The organism is Duganella sp. GW821-FHT07F09 (assembly GCF_059418705.1).
The window spans coordinates 129889-146360 of sequence record NZ_JBWKQJ010000009.1 but is presented as its reverse complement, the minus strand read 5'-3'; the positions used below and the strand labels follow the sequence as shown (position 1 = coordinate 146360).

Below are 16472 nucleotides of genomic sequence, written 5' to 3'. Positions count from 1 at the left end.
TTCTGTAGAATTGTGACGGCCATCACCGCGCCTGGTGTCGCGCGCCGGATAATGGTATACGGAAAAAAGGGAGTTCATCATGCTGCGTCAATTTGTTTGCATCGCCGCCGCCGCATTGCTTGCGGGGCAAGTTCTTGCCGGAGAGGCAGGGAAGATCATCTTTGTCGCCGGCGCGGCCAAGGTGGCGGGCAATCCGGCGCGGCTGGGCGACCCGGTGGGCGAGGGCGAACTGCTGCACACCGGCGCCGACGGCTATGTTTATATCAAGACGCTGGACAAGGGCTTGTTCATCCTGCGCCCGAACACCGAGGCGCGCATCGTCAGCTACCACGTGGACGCGGTCAACCCGGCCAACACCCGCATCAAGCTCGAACTGCTGAGCGGGGTGGCGCGCAGCCAGTCGGGCGAGGCGGTCAAGCTGGCGCGCCAGAACTTCCGGTTCAACACGCCGGTGGCGGCGATTGGCGTGCGCGGCACCGATTTCACGGTCTTCACCGACAAGGACACCTCGCGGGTGGCGGTGGTGTCGGGGGCGGTCACGGTCAGCGCTTTGGCCGGCGGTTGCCGGGCCGAGGGCACCGGTCCGTGCGAAGGGGGCGGCGCGCGCGAGCTGGCGGCCGCGCAAAAAGGCCAGTTGCTGCAGATTCAGCGGGGCCAGGCCGCGCCGCAGTTGTTGTCCAGTCCGTCACTGATGCCGGACGTGGCGTCGCCGCCACACCCGGACGAGGGCAAGGGCGCGCCGGCCGGCGCCGCCAACGAACCGAGCCTCGACGCCAAGAAAAACCTGAGCCTGCAAACGCAGATCCAGATCAACACCGCGCCGCCGGAGCCCACTCCGATCCCGGACACGCCGCCGCCGGTGGCGCCGCCGGTGGCGCCGCCGCTGATCGAGGTCGGTCCGGCCCAGGCGGTGAGCTGGGGGCGCTGGCAAACGCTGGTCGACAAGGCGCCCAACGCCACCCTGAGCAAGGACGGGGCGGTAAGGCTGGCGTCCAACGAAGTCTATGTGTTGTTCCGCGGCAAGGAAGGGGCGCCCTACGTGTTGCCCGAGCGCGGCAGCGCCGGCTTCGCGCTGGCCGGCGGCGAGGCCTCGGTGCGCGATTCGCAGACCCAATTGCGCAGCGCGGCGGCTTTGCAAAACGGACAATTGAATGTTGATTTCGGCAAGGCCAGTTTCACCACCAGTTTCGACGTGATCGACCAAGCGACATTATATAAGCTGGCCACGTTCGGCAATGTGACCAAGGACGGCCAGTTCACTTCGGTGAACCAGTTTGCGCTGCCAAGTAATATGCTGGTGTATGGCGTGCTCGGTGGCGACGGCGGCGCGACCTATCTCTTCCAGAGTAATCTGACGGCGCGCCGTGTCATTTCCGGCGTGACGGTGTGGACCGCCGCCCCCGCCAGGTGAGGGTATCGAATTAAAAGGCGGCCGCGAATGGCGGCCATCTCCGCCGACCGGCGCCCCGTGTATATAACGACACGAGGCGCCGGTTTTTTTATGCCTGATAATAAGTTAAAAAAGTTAATAAGTTAATGTGCGCGCCGAATATACGCGAATTCTCACACTTTCGGCGGCAATGTTGCTCAACGAAGTAAACTTATTGATTTCTTCACTTCCATCTCTGATAATGGCCGGCGTGGTAATTTCTGTCGCTAAAACGCCAAAAATAAGGTGTGAATTAAGGTTTCTTGTGATGCCCGTCACATCATGCCGGAATACACATCTGCCATTATTCGGTACGCACTGGCCGCAACTGGCAAGCGTTACCGGTAGTCTAACTTTCGAAATCACCTAGGAGCTTTACCAACCATGGCTACAACCGCACAGATCGCATCGATCCAACAACTGTACGTTGCATACTTCAACCGTCCTGCAGACGCAGCTGGCCTGGATTTCTGGGCCAAGCAAGTCGCCAACGGTGCAACGCTGGACACCATCAGCGCCACTTTCGCCGCTACTCCTGAGTACAAAGCTCTGTTCGCTGGCATGAGCAACGACCAAGTCGTCAACCAGATCTATCAGAACCTGTTCAACCGCGCACCAGATGCTTCCGGCCTGAAATTCTGGTCCGACAAGCTGACCGATGGCGCCCTGACCGTCGACAACGTCGTCGCCGCCGTCGCCGCTTCGGCACAGCAAGACCCGGCCGTCGGTCCTGACACCGTCGCCATCCAGAGCAAGGTTGCCGCTGCTGTCGCCTTCACCGACTACCTGAACACCGACGTTGACGCACGTATCGCTTACTCGAGCGGTGCGGTCAACTCGGTCGGCGTGAACTACATCCACAGCGTCACCAACGCGGCAACCCTGGCTGCCGCCCAAACCTCCCTGCCAACCACCATTGATGCCGCGCTGGAAAACGGCGGCGGCGTGCCTGGCTCGACCTTCGCTCTGACCCTGGGTAACGACACCATCGTCGGCACCGCTGGCAACGACACCATCACCGCAAACAACGACACCGCTTCGGGCGCAAGCACCGTTACCGGCCTGGACAACATCAACGGCGGCGCCGGCAACGACACCCTGAACATCACCGACGCATCGATCGCTGACACCATCGACCTGAGCGTCGCTACCGTCGCCAACGTCGAAACGCTGAACGTGACCTCCCTGCGCGGCGTGGCTGGCAATGCCGCTGACGTCTCCGGTTTCACCGGCCTGACCCAAGCTAACTTCAACACCAAAGCTGTCGCTACGACGACCTACACCGGCGCCACCACCACCGCCGCTACCATCGCTACCATCGCTAACACGACCGCTCAAGGCGTGACCGTTGTTGGCTTCGGCGGCAACGTGTCGGTTACCACCGGCGCAGCCGCTGTGATCATCGGCGACGCATCGGCTCCAGCCGCTTCGGACGCTAACGCGATCGTTTCGGCAACCGTCAAAGGCGGCACCACCGTCGCTGTGACCGACAACTCGGGCGCGGCTGGCGTTGTTGGCGCAACCCTGACCACCGTTTCGTTGAACGGCAACACCGGCGCAGCCACCCTGACCGGTAACGCCATCACCAACGTGACCGTGACCAAAGGTGTCGCAGCTTCGGACGTGACCGTCGCCAACACCAAGGCACACGCCCTGACCCTGACCCTGAACGAGTCGACCGGTCTGGACGTGACCGATGCCGAAGCTACTTCGGTTATCCTGGGCGCCACCGGCAAAGCTTCGGATCTGACCCTGGTCGCGGCTAAAGCCACCTCCCTGAGCGTCAATGGCGACAAAGACGTCACCCTGAACGGCTCGACCCTGAGCAAGCTGACCACCGTTACCGTTGCTGGCGCTGGCGTATTCAAAGCCGACCTGAGCGGTGTTACCACCCTGGACACGGTTAATGCTTCGGCAGCAACCGGCGGCATCGACGTCACCATCGCCGGCACCAACGGCGTTGGCACTGGCGAAGCTCAAAGCGTCACCGGCGGCGCCGGCAACGACAAAGTCACCATCACCGGCACCCTGAGCAAAGGTTCGGTTCTGGATCTGGGCGCAGGTACCGACACCGTGGCAGTCAGCGGTGGTCTGATCCTGGGCGACGCTGTGGTTGACGCTGGTGCCGGCAACGACACCCTGAGCCTGTCGGTTGTTGACGCAACCAACGTCGGCGCGTTCAAAAACTTCGAACTGTTCGATGTCGCCAACGTTACCGGTACCTTCGACCAAGCAATTCTGGACACCAAGAACGACGTTACCGGCTTCGTCGGTACCGGTGCTCTGACCGGTGCCACCGAACTGACCAACGTCGGTGCAGGCGTAGGCTTCACGGTTCTGGGCACCATGGGCGTCGCTAACGCGCTGACCCTGACCCAGGCAACCGCTGGCGCGCTGACCATCACGTCGAACGTCGACCAAACCGCAGCTGCTGCTGCCGTTCAGAACACCGACGCGCACATCATTGCATCGAACGCCACTTCGCTGAACCTGGTGTTCAACAACAACAACATCGACAAGCTGGCTGACTACGCCAACACCGCGACCCTGAAAGTGGACGCTGGTGTTTCCGGTTCGGGTGGCGCGACCTCGATCGCCATCGTTTCGGGTGGTTCGGAAGTGAAGAACATCGCTGAAATCACTGGCTCGAAAGCCGGCGCGACCAACGATGCGCTGACCTCGATCACCGTGACCGGCGACCAGGCCCTGACCATCAACTACACCAAAGACGGCGTTCTGAAGCTGGCTTCGGTTGATGCCTCGGGTCAAACCGACGGCGGCCTGACCTTCGACCTGGCGAACCTGACCACGGCCGGTACCATCAAGCTGGGCGCTGGCGATGACGTCCTGACCGGTGTCACCAGCAACACCATCACGGGCATCGGCACCATCCAGACCATCAACGGTATGGAAAAAGCTGCTGCCGAAGGCCAGACCTCGACCGCCGGCTTCGACGTTCTGACCGTTGCAAGCGCTGTTCAAGCTGCTGATCACGCATCGGGTGGCGCTGGCCAATACGTCATCAAGGATGGCGTGTACACGCTGGCAAGCGGTGTCACCACCCTGGCTAGCGCTGTTGCCCAGATCGCTACCAACCTGCTGGTCAACGAAGTTGTCACCTTCAACTACGTAGGCACCACCTACGTGTACGCCGCTGGTGCAAGCACTGCCCAGACCGACGACGTACTGGTCAAGATCACCGGCACCACCGGTGTGACCGGCCTGGACGTTGACACTGGCAACATCTACCTGATCGGCTAATATTGCCCGCTACCGGAATGTGGCGACATGTTCCGGTAACGGAGTAGTATGCTAGGCGGCCCCGCTTTCGATGAAAGCGGGGCCGTTTTTCTTTTTGAAGGACCGCTTCGGCACGTCGCCCGGCGGAGGTTTAGAGGATATGCATGAGCGCAGAATGGACAGCCGGCTACGTCGCCGATATTGGTTACACCCATGGTTATTATCCAGAATTGAATCCGCTGCGCCTGCAGCTGGCCTTCCTCCACGCGGGGCTGGCGATGCCCCAGGCCGGTACGGCCTGCGAGCTGGGCTTCGGCCAGGGCGTCAGCGTCAATCTCCACGCCGCGGCCGGGGTGGCGCGCTGGAGCGGCACCGACTTCAACCCGGCCCAAGCCGGTTTCGCGCAGGAGCTCTCGGCCGCTTCCGGTGTCCAAGCGCAGCTATACGATGAATCGTTCGCCGAATTCGGCGCCCGGGACGATCTTCCCCAATTCGACTACATCGGTTTGCACGGCATCTGGAGCTGGATCTCGGATGAGAACCGCGCCATCGTGGTCGACTTTATCCGTCGCAAGCTGAAAGTAGGCGGGGTGCTCTATATCAGCTACAACACACAGCCGGGCTGGTCATCGTTCGCGCCGATCCGCCACCTGATGACACAGCACGCCGAATTGATGGGCGCTCCGGCCGAAGGCATCGTCAGCCGCATCGACGGCGCGTTGGCCTTCACCGACCAGCTGCTGGCGACCAATCCTTTATACAGCCGCGTCAACCCGCAAGCCATCAGCAGGTTTGAAAAGCTCAAGGAGCAAAACCGCCAATACCTGGCGCACGAATATTTCAACCGCGACTGGCATCCGATGCACTTTGCGACCATGGCGGAATGGCTCGAGCCCGCCAAGCTCAGCTTCGCCTGCTCTGCGCATCTGCACGATCATATCGAGGTCCTCAACCTGACGGCGGAGCAGCGCACCTTCATCGCCGGCTTGGCCGACGCCGGACTGCGCCAGACTACACGCGACTTCATGGTCAATCAGCAATTCCGGCGGGACTACTGGGTCAAGGGCGCGCGTCGTTTGACGCCGCTTGAGCAGGCTGAGGGCTGGCGCAAGGTGCGTCTGGTGTTAATCACCCACCGTGGCGCCGTGCCGACCAAGATCAACGGTTCGTTGGGCGAAGCGGCGCTGACTGCAAGCATTTACGACCCCATCCTCGACTTCATGGCCGACCACCAGATCCGTACGATCGGCGAGATCGAACGCGTGGCCGCGGCAAAGCAGATCAGCTTCGCGGTGGTGATCGAAGTCGTGATGGTGCTGGCCGGTGCCGGGCACGTCGCCGTGGCGCAGGACGACCCGGTGATCGTCAAGGCCAGGAAGGTCACCGAGCGCTTGAATAGCCACCTGATCCATAAGGCGCGGGGTGCGGCGGAGGTTAATCACCTGGCCAGCCCGGTCATCGGTGGTGGCGTGCAGGTCGGGCGCTTCCAGCAACTGTTCATTCTGGCACGACAGCAAGGGCATAAATCGCCGCAGGAGCTGGCCTCGTTCGTTTGGGCGATATTGGGCGGGCAGGGCCAGCGCATTTCGAAGGCAGGGGCGGTGCTGGCGACGACGGAGGAAAACCTCGCCGAGTTGACACAGGAGGCCGAGCGGTTCAACACGCAAATGCTGCCGGTGCTGAAAGCATTGCTTGTGGCATAGATAAATTTCCATAGAAAACTTGCCAGAATGTGCGTTTTTAGCGAAATTTGTGATTTGCGTCACAAATTTTGAGGATTTCGAGCGATAATGAGCGCGAACTGAACATTAGTGTCTTGCTTCGTCGGTGAGAAGCGGAACGTTTGTTCGGATACTTTCGCCGTCCGCGACGGCTTAAATTTGCGTAAGCACCTCATGAAAAACTCATTCTTCAATGCTAACAACGAAATCGCCGAGGTATTGGCGACGTTAAAACGCACATTCTTCACGGTTGGTATATTCAGTGCGGTCACCAATCTGTTGATGCTGGCGCCATCGCTTTACATGTTGCAGGTGTACGACCGCGTGCTCTCCAGCCGCAACGAAACAACCTTGCTCATGCTCACGCTGATGATGCTGGGTGCCTACGTGGTGGTCAGCGCGCTCGAGCTCGTGCGCAGTTTCATCCTGGTGCGGGTCGGGGCGCGTTTCGACATGGAGCTCAACAAGCGCGTCTACAGCGCGGCCTTCGAGCAAAATCTCAAGCGCGTCGGCAGCAATGCCGGCCAGGCGCTCAACGATCTGACCAATGTGCGCCAGTTCCTGACCGGCAACGCCTTGTTCGCGTTCTTCGACGCGCCCTGGTTCCCGATTTACCTGCTGGTGATTTTCGTGTTCGAACCCAGCCTCGGCGTGTTCGCGCTGTGCGGCACGGTGATCCTGGTCGGTTTGGCCTACGTGAACGAACGGGTAACAAAAAAGCCGCTGGCCGAAGCCAATATGATGGCGATAGCCTCCAGCACGCTGGCAACCAATAACCTGCGCAACGCCGAGGTGATTGAATCGATGGGCATGCTGCCCAACCTGATGGCGCGCTGGTTCAAAATGCACGGCAAGTTCTTGCACCTGCAAGCCGAGGCGAGCGAAAAGGGCGGCATCATCACCGCCATCACCAAATTCGTCCAAGTGTCGTTGCAATCGCTGGTGCTCGGCTACGGCGCCCTGCTGGTACTGGAGAACAAGATTTCGCCCGGCATGATGATCGCGGCATCGATCCTGGTGGGCCGGGCGCTGATGCCTGTGCAGCAACTGATCGGTGTCTGGAAAAACTTTTCCAGTACCCGTAGCGCCTACGAGCGTTTGACGGAACTGCTCAAGACCAATCCCAAGCGCGCCGTCGGCATGGAACTGCCGAAACCGGTCGGGCGCCTGACCGTGGAAGGCGTGACCGCCGCAGCGCCGGGTGGCACTGTGTCCCTGTTAAAAAACCTGTCGTTCGGGATCGTCCCCGGTGACGTGCTGGGCGTGATCGGGCCTAGCGGCTCGGGCAAGTCGACCCTGGCCCGCCTGTTGGTTGGCGTATGGCCCGCCGGCATCGGCAAGGTGCGCCTCGACGGCGCCGACATCTTCCACTGGAACAAAGCCGAATTGGGCCCACACCTGGGCTATCTGCCCCAGGACATTGAATTGTTCGCCGGCACCGTCAGCGAAAATATCGCCCGCTTCAGCGAAGTGGACGCGGAGAAGGTCGTCCAGGCGGCGCAGCGCGCCGGTGTGCATGAGATGATCCTGCGTTTGCCGGCCGGGTACGACACCGTGCTGGGCGATGGCGGCGCCGGTTTGTCGGGCGGCCAGAAACAGCGGTTGGGCCTGGCCCGCGCCATGTATGACGACCCTGCCGTGCTGGTGCTCGATGAACCCAATTCGAATCTCGACGAGTCCGGCGAAGCTGCGCTGCTCGCGGCCGTCTCCGATTTGCGCGCGCGCGGCAAAACCATCGTGCTGATCACCCATCGCACCAACGCGATCGGCATGACGAACAAGTTGCTGCTGTTGCGCGATGGCGCGCTGGAAATGTTCGGCCCGACCCAGCAAGTGCTCCAGGCCTTGCACGACAATAATCAGAAACAGTTGCAGGCGCAGCAGGCCGCCCAAGCCCAAGCCCAGGCGCAAGCCCAGGCCCAGGCCCAGGCCCAGGTGCCGGCGCAGGTCCCGCAGGGTGCTCCGGCGCCCGCCGCCGCCGCAACCACGGAACAGGAGTAATCATGAAAGCGTTAGGCAACGAAAACAAGTCGCTGGCGACCGATGTTATTTCGCATGACGTCTCGCCGCTGACCGTTCATACCGACACCTGCGGCTATGGCAGGATAGGTTGGCTGGTGGTGGTGCTGGGTGTGTGCGGTTTCTTCCTGTGGGCGACGGTGGCGCCGCTCGACAAAGGCGTACCGCTGCAGGGAACGGTCGCCAAGGAAGGCAACCGCAAGACCATCCAGCATTTGAACGGAGGGATCGTCAGCGACATCCTGGTGCACGATGGCGACGTGGTCAAGGCAGGCCAGGTGCTGGTGCGCATGAACGACATCACCGCCAAGTCGCAGGTTGAAGTGGCGCGCGTGCAGTACTACGCGGCCCGCTCCGCCGAGGCCCGCCTGACGGCCGAGCGGGACGGCACCGCGATGGCGTTCCCGGAAGCGCTCAAACGCTACAAGGACGATCCGCGCGTCATCGAGAACGTCGAACTGCAGAAGCAGCTGTTGGCCTCGCGCCAGTCGGCGCTGAAGAACGAACTGGCGGCCGTCGATGAGAACATCGCCGGTCTGCGCGCCCAGAACAAGGGTTTGGAAGAGTCGCGCCAGAGCAAGGTTCAGCAGATGGACTTCCTGAAGGAGCAACTGGAGAACATGCGCGAGTTGAGCAAGGAAGGCTATGTCGCCCGCAGCCGCCTGCTCGATCTTGAACGCACGTTCGCTCAGCTTAGCGGCTCGGTTTCCGAGGATATCGGCAATATCGCGCGCAGCCAGCGGCAAGTGATGGAGCTGTCGCTGCGTCGTATCCAGCGTACCCAGGAATACCAGAAGGAAGTCCGCGCCGCGCTGTACGACGTGCAGAAGGAATCGGACGCGCTGGTGGCGCGCTTGGTGTCGCTCGACTACGATCTGGCCAATTCCGAGGTCAAGTCGCCGGTGGACGGTATCGTCGTGAACTTGGCCGTGTTCACGCGCGGCGGCGTTGTCGGCACCGGTTCGCATTTGATGGACATCGTGCCGGTGGACGACGGCCTGGTGGTCGAAGGTATGTTGCCGGTCAATCTGATCGATCGGGTGCACACCAAGCTGCCGGTCGAACTGATCTTCTCCGCGTTCAATTCCAATCTCACCCCGCACATCGCCGGCGTGGTGGAGCAGGTGGCGGCCGACCGCTTCGTCGACGAGCGCACGGGCCAGGCCAGCTACAAGGTGCGCGTGAAGGTCACGCCGGAAGGCACGCGCATGATTGCCCACCACCACATGGATGTCCGTCCGGGCATGCCGGTGGAGATCTTCGTCAAGACGGGCGAGCGTACGATGATGAGCTACCTGCTCAAGCCGGTGTTCGACCGCGCCAAGACTTCGCTGTCGGAGGACTGAACGTGATGCATATCCAACGTATCGCGCCCCGCAAGCTGGCTTGCCTGGTCGCTGGCGGGCTCGCCGCGATGCTGCATGTGGGCGGCGCCAACGCCATCAGCTTGTTGCAGGCATATGACGCTGCGCTGCAAAACGACCCGACCTTCCGAAGCGCCACGCACGAGTATGAAGCCGGCATCGAAAACCGCATCCTGGGCCGCTCCAATTTGCTGCCCAGCATTTCGGGCAGCTATTCCAACAGCAAGGTTAAAGCCGACGTCGATATCATCAGCAGGGGCGCCGCCGGGCCGACCAGCCACCTGGAGTATTTAAGCAAGGTGGCGACGGTGCAATTGCGCCAGCCGCTGTTCAACCTTGACGGACTGGCCCGCTACAAGCAGGGGGTGGCACAGAGCAACTACTCGACCGCGCAATTCGCCTTCCGCAAGCAAGATCTGATCATACGGCTGGTGAGCGCCTACACGGACGCGCTGTTCGCCGGCACCCAATTGCGCCTGGCCGAAGTGCAGCGCGATGCCTATGTCGAACAGCAAAGCGTGAACCAGCGGCTGTTTGAAAAAGGCGAGGGCACCAAGACCGATATGCTGGAAACCCAAGCCCGCCTCGACTTGGCCGAGGCACAGGTGTTGGAAGCGGCTGACAATGTGCAAACCTCGCGCGCGACGTTATCCGGCCTGGTCGGCGAGGAGGTCGAGGTGCTGGACGACGTCACGGATAACTTCAGGATCTCGCCGGATGCGGTGATGAGTCTGGCGGAGTGGCGCGAGATCGCGCTCAAGCAGAACCCGGAACTGGCCGCGCTGGCATTTTCGGTCGAGTCCACGCGCCAGGAGGTGAACAAGAACCGGGCCGGCCATGCGCCCCGCCTCGATTTCATCGCCAGCTACAGCAAGAACACGTCCGACACGCTGAACACCTATAACCAGGACTCGACGCAGAAAGCGATTGGTATCCAGTTGACGGTGCCCCTGTACTCCGGCGGAGCTGTGAACGCTTCGACCCGGCAGGCGGTGGCCAACCAGGAAAAGGCGAAATCCGATTTGCAGGCCAGCACCGACAGGGTCCTGGTCGAGTTGCGCAAGCAGCATGCGCTGGTGATCAGCAGCGTCTCGCGCATCCGCGCGCTGGATAAGGCGGTAGCGTCTGGCACCTTGCTGATCACTGCCACCGAGCAGAGCATCAAGGGTGGCGTGCGCATCAATCTGGACCTGCTCAACGCCCAGCAGCAGCTGTACACCACCAAGCGCGACCAAGCGCAGGCGCGTTACAACTATTTGCTGGGGCTGCTGCGGCTGCGCGCCGCGGCCGGCGTGCTGGACATCGACGCGCTGCGCGAAGTGGCGGCCTATTTCCGCTAAGCCGCAGTTTGAGGTGAAAAAAAACCTGCGGCGCCTTTATGGCGCGCGCAGGTTTTTTTATGCGGTGGCGATTTATCTGCCGTAGCAATGCGGGCACGACTTCTCATACACATACTCCGGCGACAACTGCTGGCGCGGCGTGACCACGGCGCGGCAGACGAAGCACTGCACGGTCTCGGTCGGCTCCAGCTTGGGGTTGAGCGCGGTGCGGTAGTCGAACACGAAGCAGTCGCCCGTGTAGTGTGCGCCGCCGACCTCCTCGAAATATTTCAGGATGCCGCCCTCGAGCTGGTAGACGCTGTCGTAGCCGATGTTCTGCATGTGGATCGCCGCCTTTTCGCAGCGGATGCCGCCGGTGCAGAAGGTCACCACGGTCTTGCCGTCGAAGTCGGGCTTGTGCGCGGCGATCACTTCCGGGAACTCGGTGAACTTGGTAATGCGGTAGTCGACCGTGTTGTCGAAGGTGCCGACGTCGACCTCGAAGTCGTTGCGGGTGTCGACCATGACCACCGGCTTGCCGTTGTCGTCGACACCGGTGTCGAGCCAGCGCTTGAGCGTGTGGGCGTCGACGAACGGCGCGCGGCCTTCCTCGGGCTTGATCAGCGGCATGCGCATGGTGATGATTTCTTTTTTGATCTTGACCAGCATGCGCTTGTGCGACTGCTCGACCGAATAGCTTTCCTTCACTTCCAGGTCGGCGAAGCGGGCGTCGGCGCGCACCCAGGCCAGGTACTCGTCGATGTGCGAGCGCGGGCCGGAGAGGAACATATTGATGCCCTCGGGCGTGAGCAGGATGGTGCCCTTGAGGCCGAGCCGCTTGCAGATGTCCTGGTACAGCGGACGCATCTCTTCGGTGTTGTCGAAGGTGACGAACTTGTAGGCGGCGATGTTGACGTGGGCGGCAGCGGCTGCGATGGCGGCGGCATGCGCTTCAGCTTGTAAAGCGGTATTAGCGAGCATGATGGATGGGATCAAAAAAACGGAAGAGCCGATATTATACGCGTTTTCTTTTGCTTATAAAACAGGCAGGTCAGCGCGTGAGATGCTAAGATGGTTACTACAAATGTAGCAAGGAGGCATCATGGCGAACAGTACATCGATTCGTATTGATCAGGAGTTATACGAGCAGGCGAAGCAGGATGCCGCCGCTGAGCATCGGTCCATCTCGGGGCAGATCGAATTTTGGGCGCGGGTTGGCAGGGCGGCGCTGGACAACCCCGACTTGCCCGTCGGCTTCATCGCCGAGTCGTTGGCGTCACTGGCCGAACCTCGTGAATTGGCGCAGCCGTTCGTGCCGCGTCCCGACCGGGTTAAGTAATGTGGCAAGTTCGGCAGACCAGACGATTTGGCCGACAATACAAAAAATTGCGAGCCAACGTCGCGGCTGATGTGGACGCTGCCGTTGCCTTGGTGCAGGCCGATCCGCACACTGGCGAGCTTAAGAAGGGCGATCTGGCAAAGCTGAGGGTTCATAAATTTCACAGTGGCCGGCAGCTTTATCTGCTCGGTTATACGCTCGATGAAGGTGTGCGCCTGATCTACCTGGAAGCGGTCGGGCCACATGAGAACTTTTATCGCGACATGAAGCGTTGAGGATCGTAATCCAGCAATCAGATTCCTCGCTCCCGCCGCGTGCGCTGTAAAATAGCCGGTTATTGAACCAGCGGTGGGCGGCATATGAACATGGTAGCAAACGAGCAATTAGCGGAACACGTCGTGGCGCCGGACGAGGGCGTCGTGGCCCCGGTCGGCCCGGCCTTCGTCCACCTGCGGGTGCACTCGGAGTATTCGATCGTCGACGGCCTGGTGCGCATCGACGACCTGGTCGGCGCCGCCGCCAAGGACAAGCAGGCGGCGCTGGCCGTCACCGACCTGTCCAACATGTTCGGCATGGTCAAGTTCTACAAGAGCGCGCGCGGCAAGGGCATCAAGCCGGTCATCGGCGTCGATGTCTGGATCACCAACGACGACAACCGCGACAAGCCGTCGCGCCTGATGCTGTTCGCCAAAAACCGCATGGGCTACCTGCAGCTGTGCGAGCTGCTGTCGACCGCCTGGCTGACCAACCAGTACAAGGGCCGCGCCGAGATCCGCACCGAGTGGCTGGCCGAGCTGACATCGAAAACCTACGACCTGCTGCCCGACGATAATCCGGCCAACGGGCTGATCGCGCTGTCCGGCGCCCATTTCGGCGACGTCGGCATCGCCATCGAGAACGGCAACCCGGCGCTGGCCGAAAAGAACGCGCAAAAATGGGCGGCGATCTTCCCCGGCCATTTCTACATCGAGATCCAGCGCGCCGGCCAGGCCAACCAGGAGACGCAGGTGCGCCATTCGGTGGCGCTGGCGGCCAAACTGGGCTTGCCGGTGGTGGCCACCCATCCGGTGCAGTTCATCTCCGGCGACGAGTACATCGCCCACGAGGCGCGCACCTGTATCGCCGAAGGCGAGATGCTGGCCAATAACAAGCGCGTGCGCCGGTTCAACGAGAACATGCGCTTCCTGTCGCAGGCAGAGATGCGCGAGCTGTTCGCCGACCTGCCGGCGGCGCTGCAAAATTCGGTGGAAATCGCCAAGCGCTGCAACCTGACCCTGGTGCTGGGCAAGCCGCAGCTGCCGAACTTCCCGACCCCGCCCGGCATGACGATCGACGAGTTCCTGGTGGCCGAGTCGAAGGCCGGCCTGGATAAGCGCTTGATCCACCTGTACCCGGACCCGGAGCGGCGCGAGAAGGAAAGGCCGCGCTACGAGGCGCGCCTGAAGTTCGAGACCGACACCATCTGCAACATGAAGTTCCCCGGCTACTTCCTGATCGTGGCGGAATTCATCCAGTGGGCCAAGGAGAACGGCGTGCCGGTCGGACCGGGCCGCGGTTCGGGCGCCGGTTCGCTGGTCGCCTATTCGCTGCTGATCACCGATCTGGACCCGCTGAAATACAACCTGCTGTTCGAGCGCTTCCTGAACCCGGAACGCGTTTCGATGCCCGACTTCGACATCGACTTTTGCCAGGAGGGGCGCGACCGCGTCATCCAGCACGTCAAGGATTTGTACGGCAAGGAGGCGGTCTCGCAGATCGCCACCTTCGGTACCATGGCGGCCAAGGGCGCGATCCGCGACGTCGGCCGCGTGATGGACTTCGGTTATAACTTCTGCGACGGCGTCTCCAAGCTGATTCCGTTCAAGCCGGGCAAGCCGGTGTCGATCGCCGAGGCGATCGAGGAGGAGCCGATGCTCAAGGAGCGCCAGCAGAACGAGGAGGAGGTGGCGCAGCTGCTCGATCTGGCGCAGCAGGTCGAGGGCATCACCCGTAACATCGGCATGCACGCCGGTGGCGTGTTGATCGCGCCGGGCAAGCTGACCGACTTCTGCCCGCTGTACACGCAGGGCGGCGACGGCGGCGTGGTGTCGCAGTACGACAAGGACGACGTGGAGGCCGTGGGCCTGGTCAAGTTCGACTTTTTGGGCCTGACCACGTTGACGATCCTGGATCGCGCGGTGCGCTACATCAAGGCGCTCGATCCGGCGATGGCCGATTTCGACCTGGCCACGCTGGCGCTGAACGACCGGCCGTCGTACGAGCTGCTGACCAAGGCGAAAACCGTCGCCGTCTTCCAGCTGGAGTCGCGCGGCATGCAGGGCATGCTGAAGGACGCGCGTCCCGACCGTTTCGAGGACATCATCGCGCTGGTGGCGTTGTACCGTCCGGGCCCGATGGACCTGATCCCCGACTTCTGCAAGCGTAAGCACGGCGAGAAGTTCGACTATCCCGATCCGCGCACCGAATCCATTCTGTCCGAAACCTACGGCATCATGGTGTATCAGGAGCAGGTGATGCAGATGGCGCAGATCGTAGGCGGCTATTCGCTGGGCGGCGCCGACATGCTGCGCCGCGCGATGGGCAAGAAGAAGGCCGAGGAGATGGCCGAGCACCGCGAGATCTTCCGCGCCGGCGCCGCCAAGGACGGCCTGACCGCGCAGAAGGCCGACGAGATCTTCGACTTGATGGAAAAGTTCGCGGGCTACGGCTTCAACAAGTCGCACGCCGCCGCCTACGCGCTGCTGTCCTACCACACCGCCTACCTGAAGGCGCACCACCCGGCCGCGTTCATGGCGGCCAATATGTCGCTGGCGATGGACGACACCGAGAAGGTCAAGATCCTGGTCGAGGATTCGATCGACATCTGCGGCCTGACCATCCTGCCGCCGGATATCAACAAGTCCGATTACCGCTTCATGCCGGACGGCCCGCCGCCTTCGGTGACCGGCAAGAAGGTCACGCAGATCCGCTACGGCCTGGGCGCCGTCAAGGGTTCGGGCCAGAGCGCGATCGAGGCGATCATCGCCGCGCGCACGGCCGGCGGCCCGTTCACCAGCCTGTTCGATTTCTGCAAGCGGGTCGACAAGAAGCAGATCAACCGCCGCACCATCGAGTCCTTGATCCGTTCGGGCGCCTTCGATTGCCTCGGCATCGACCGCGCGATTTTGCTGGCGTCGGTCGGCTTCGCGATGGAGTGCGCCGACCAGGAAGCCAAGGCGGCCAACCAGGTTAGCCTGTTCGGCGGCGACGACAGCGATCTGGTGGCGCCTCCGGAGTATGTGAAGTGCGCACCGTTCACCGACCGCCAGAAGCTGGCCGAGGAAAAGATCGCGCTGGGCTTCTATTTGTCGGGCCACATGTTCGATTCGTTCGCGCCCGAGGCGCGCCGTTTCGCCCGCACCAAGTTGTCCGAGCTGGAACCGTCGCGCGAGCCGCGCATGCTGTGCGGCGTGATCACCGGCATCCGGCCGCAGATGACGCAGCGCGGCAAGATCCTCATCGTCACCTTGGACGACAAGACGGCGGTGGTCGAGGTGACCGTGTATTCCGAGGTGTTCGAGGAGAACAAGCGCATGTTCAAGGACGACGAGTTCCTGGCCGTCGTCGGCAAGGTGTCGGAGGACCGCTTCTCGGGCGGGCTGCGGATCTCGGCCGAGCGGGTGTTCGACATCGTCACCGCGCGCGTCAATTACGGCAAGCAGCTGGCCTTGTCGTTGCCGACCAATGTCGACGCCAAGAAGATGGCCGAGTTGCTGGCGCCGCACCGCATGGCCGATGGCCTGCCGGTGGCGATGAAAGTCGCGCCGCAGGGCGTCAAGTGCGTGCTGCAGCTGGGGGAGGGCTGGCGCGTGGCGCCGTCGGACGATTTGCAGCTGGCGCTCAAGCAGGGCCTGGGCGCGAGCGAAGTCGAGATCGAGTACTAAAAATAGACGTATTCCACGTAGGGCGGATTAGGCGGAACGCCGTAATCCGCCAATGCGTGAGTCGTCGAAACGCACGCAATGGCGGATTACGCTGCGCTAATCCGCCCTACGTGTCTCC

General features: G+C 62.0%; 10 protein-coding genes. 9 read left to right on the top strand and 1 reads right to left on the bottom strand.

Annotation, left to right across the window (positions count from 1 at the left end; all coding sequences use genetic code 11):
- The first annotated feature begins 79 nt into the window (after nt 1–79).
- The 6 genes from AC07P1_RS23115 to AC07P1_RS23090 all read left to right on the top strand — a co-directional run bounded on the left by AC07P1_RS23115 (nt 80) and on the right by AC07P1_RS23090 (nt 11113).
- Nucleotides 80–1411, top strand: coding sequence for a FecR family protein (locus tag AC07P1_RS23115; protein WP_494698046.1), 1332 nt, complete (start codon nt 80–82; stop codon nt 1409–1411).
- A gap of 402 nt (nt 1412–1813) precedes the next feature.
- Nucleotides 1814–4690, top strand: coding sequence for a DUF4214 domain-containing protein (locus AC07P1_RS23110; RefSeq protein WP_494698045.1), 2877 nt, complete (start codon nt 1814–1816; stop codon nt 4688–4690).
- Between the two features lie 143 nt (nt 4691–4833).
- The gene (locus AC07P1_RS23105) at nt 4834–6372 is read left to right on the top strand and encodes a class I SAM-dependent methyltransferase (protein ID WP_494698044.1); all 1539 of its coding nucleotides are present in this window, start codon (nt 4834–4836) and stop codon (nt 6370–6372) included.
- A 192-nt stretch (nt 6373–6564) separates the two neighbouring features.
- Nucleotides 6565–8391 carry a type I secretion system permease/ATPase gene (locus AC07P1_RS23100; RefSeq protein WP_494698043.1) on the top strand — a complete coding sequence of 609 codons (1827 nt, stop codon included), beginning with the start codon at nt 6565–6567 and terminating at the stop codon, nt 8389–8391.
- 2 nt (nt 8392–8393) lie between these two features.
- A complete protein-coding gene (locus AC07P1_RS23095) occupies nt 8394–9755 on the top strand; it encodes an HlyD family type I secretion periplasmic adaptor subunit (protein ID WP_494698042.1) in 1362 nt (453 codons plus the stop codon).
- 5 nt (nt 9756–9760) lie between these two features.
- On the top strand, nt 9761–11113 hold the full coding sequence (locus AC07P1_RS23090) for a TolC family outer membrane protein (RefSeq protein WP_494698041.1): 1353 nt from the start codon (nt 9761–9763) through the stop codon (nt 11111–11113).
- Nucleotides 11114–11185: 72 nt separating this feature from the next.
- Here the strand turns inward: AC07P1_RS23090 and AC07P1_RS23085 are convergent, their stop codons facing one another.
- On the bottom strand, nt 11186–12073 hold the full coding sequence (locus AC07P1_RS23085; RefSeq protein WP_494698040.1) for a sulfurtransferase: 888 nt from the start codon (nt 12071–12073) through the stop codon (nt 11186–11188).
- Between the two features lie 121 nt (nt 12074–12194).
- Here AC07P1_RS23085 and AC07P1_RS23080 point away from each other — a divergent pair, with 121 nt between their 5' ends.
- The 3 genes from AC07P1_RS23080 to dnaE all read left to right on the top strand — a co-directional run bounded on the left by AC07P1_RS23080 (nt 12195) and on the right by dnaE (nt 16354).
- Complete coding sequence (locus tag AC07P1_RS23080; protein WP_494698039.1) at nt 12195–12431, top strand: ParD-like family protein; 237 nt, start codon at nt 12195–12197, stop codon at nt 12429–12431.
- Nucleotides 12431–12706, top strand: coding sequence for a type II toxin-antitoxin system RelE/ParE family toxin (locus AC07P1_RS23075; RefSeq protein WP_494698038.1), 276 nt, complete (start codon nt 12431–12433; stop codon nt 12704–12706). The genes AC07P1_RS23080 and AC07P1_RS23075 overlap by 1 nt, the downstream gene beginning before the upstream one ends.
- Before the next feature lie 84 nt (nt 12707–12790).
- Entirely contained in the window at nt 12791–16354 is a 3564-nt protein-coding gene (gene dnaE, locus AC07P1_RS23070; protein WP_494698037.1) for a DNA polymerase III subunit alpha, read from the top strand.
- The last annotated feature ends 118 nt before the right edge of the window (nt 16355–16472 follow it).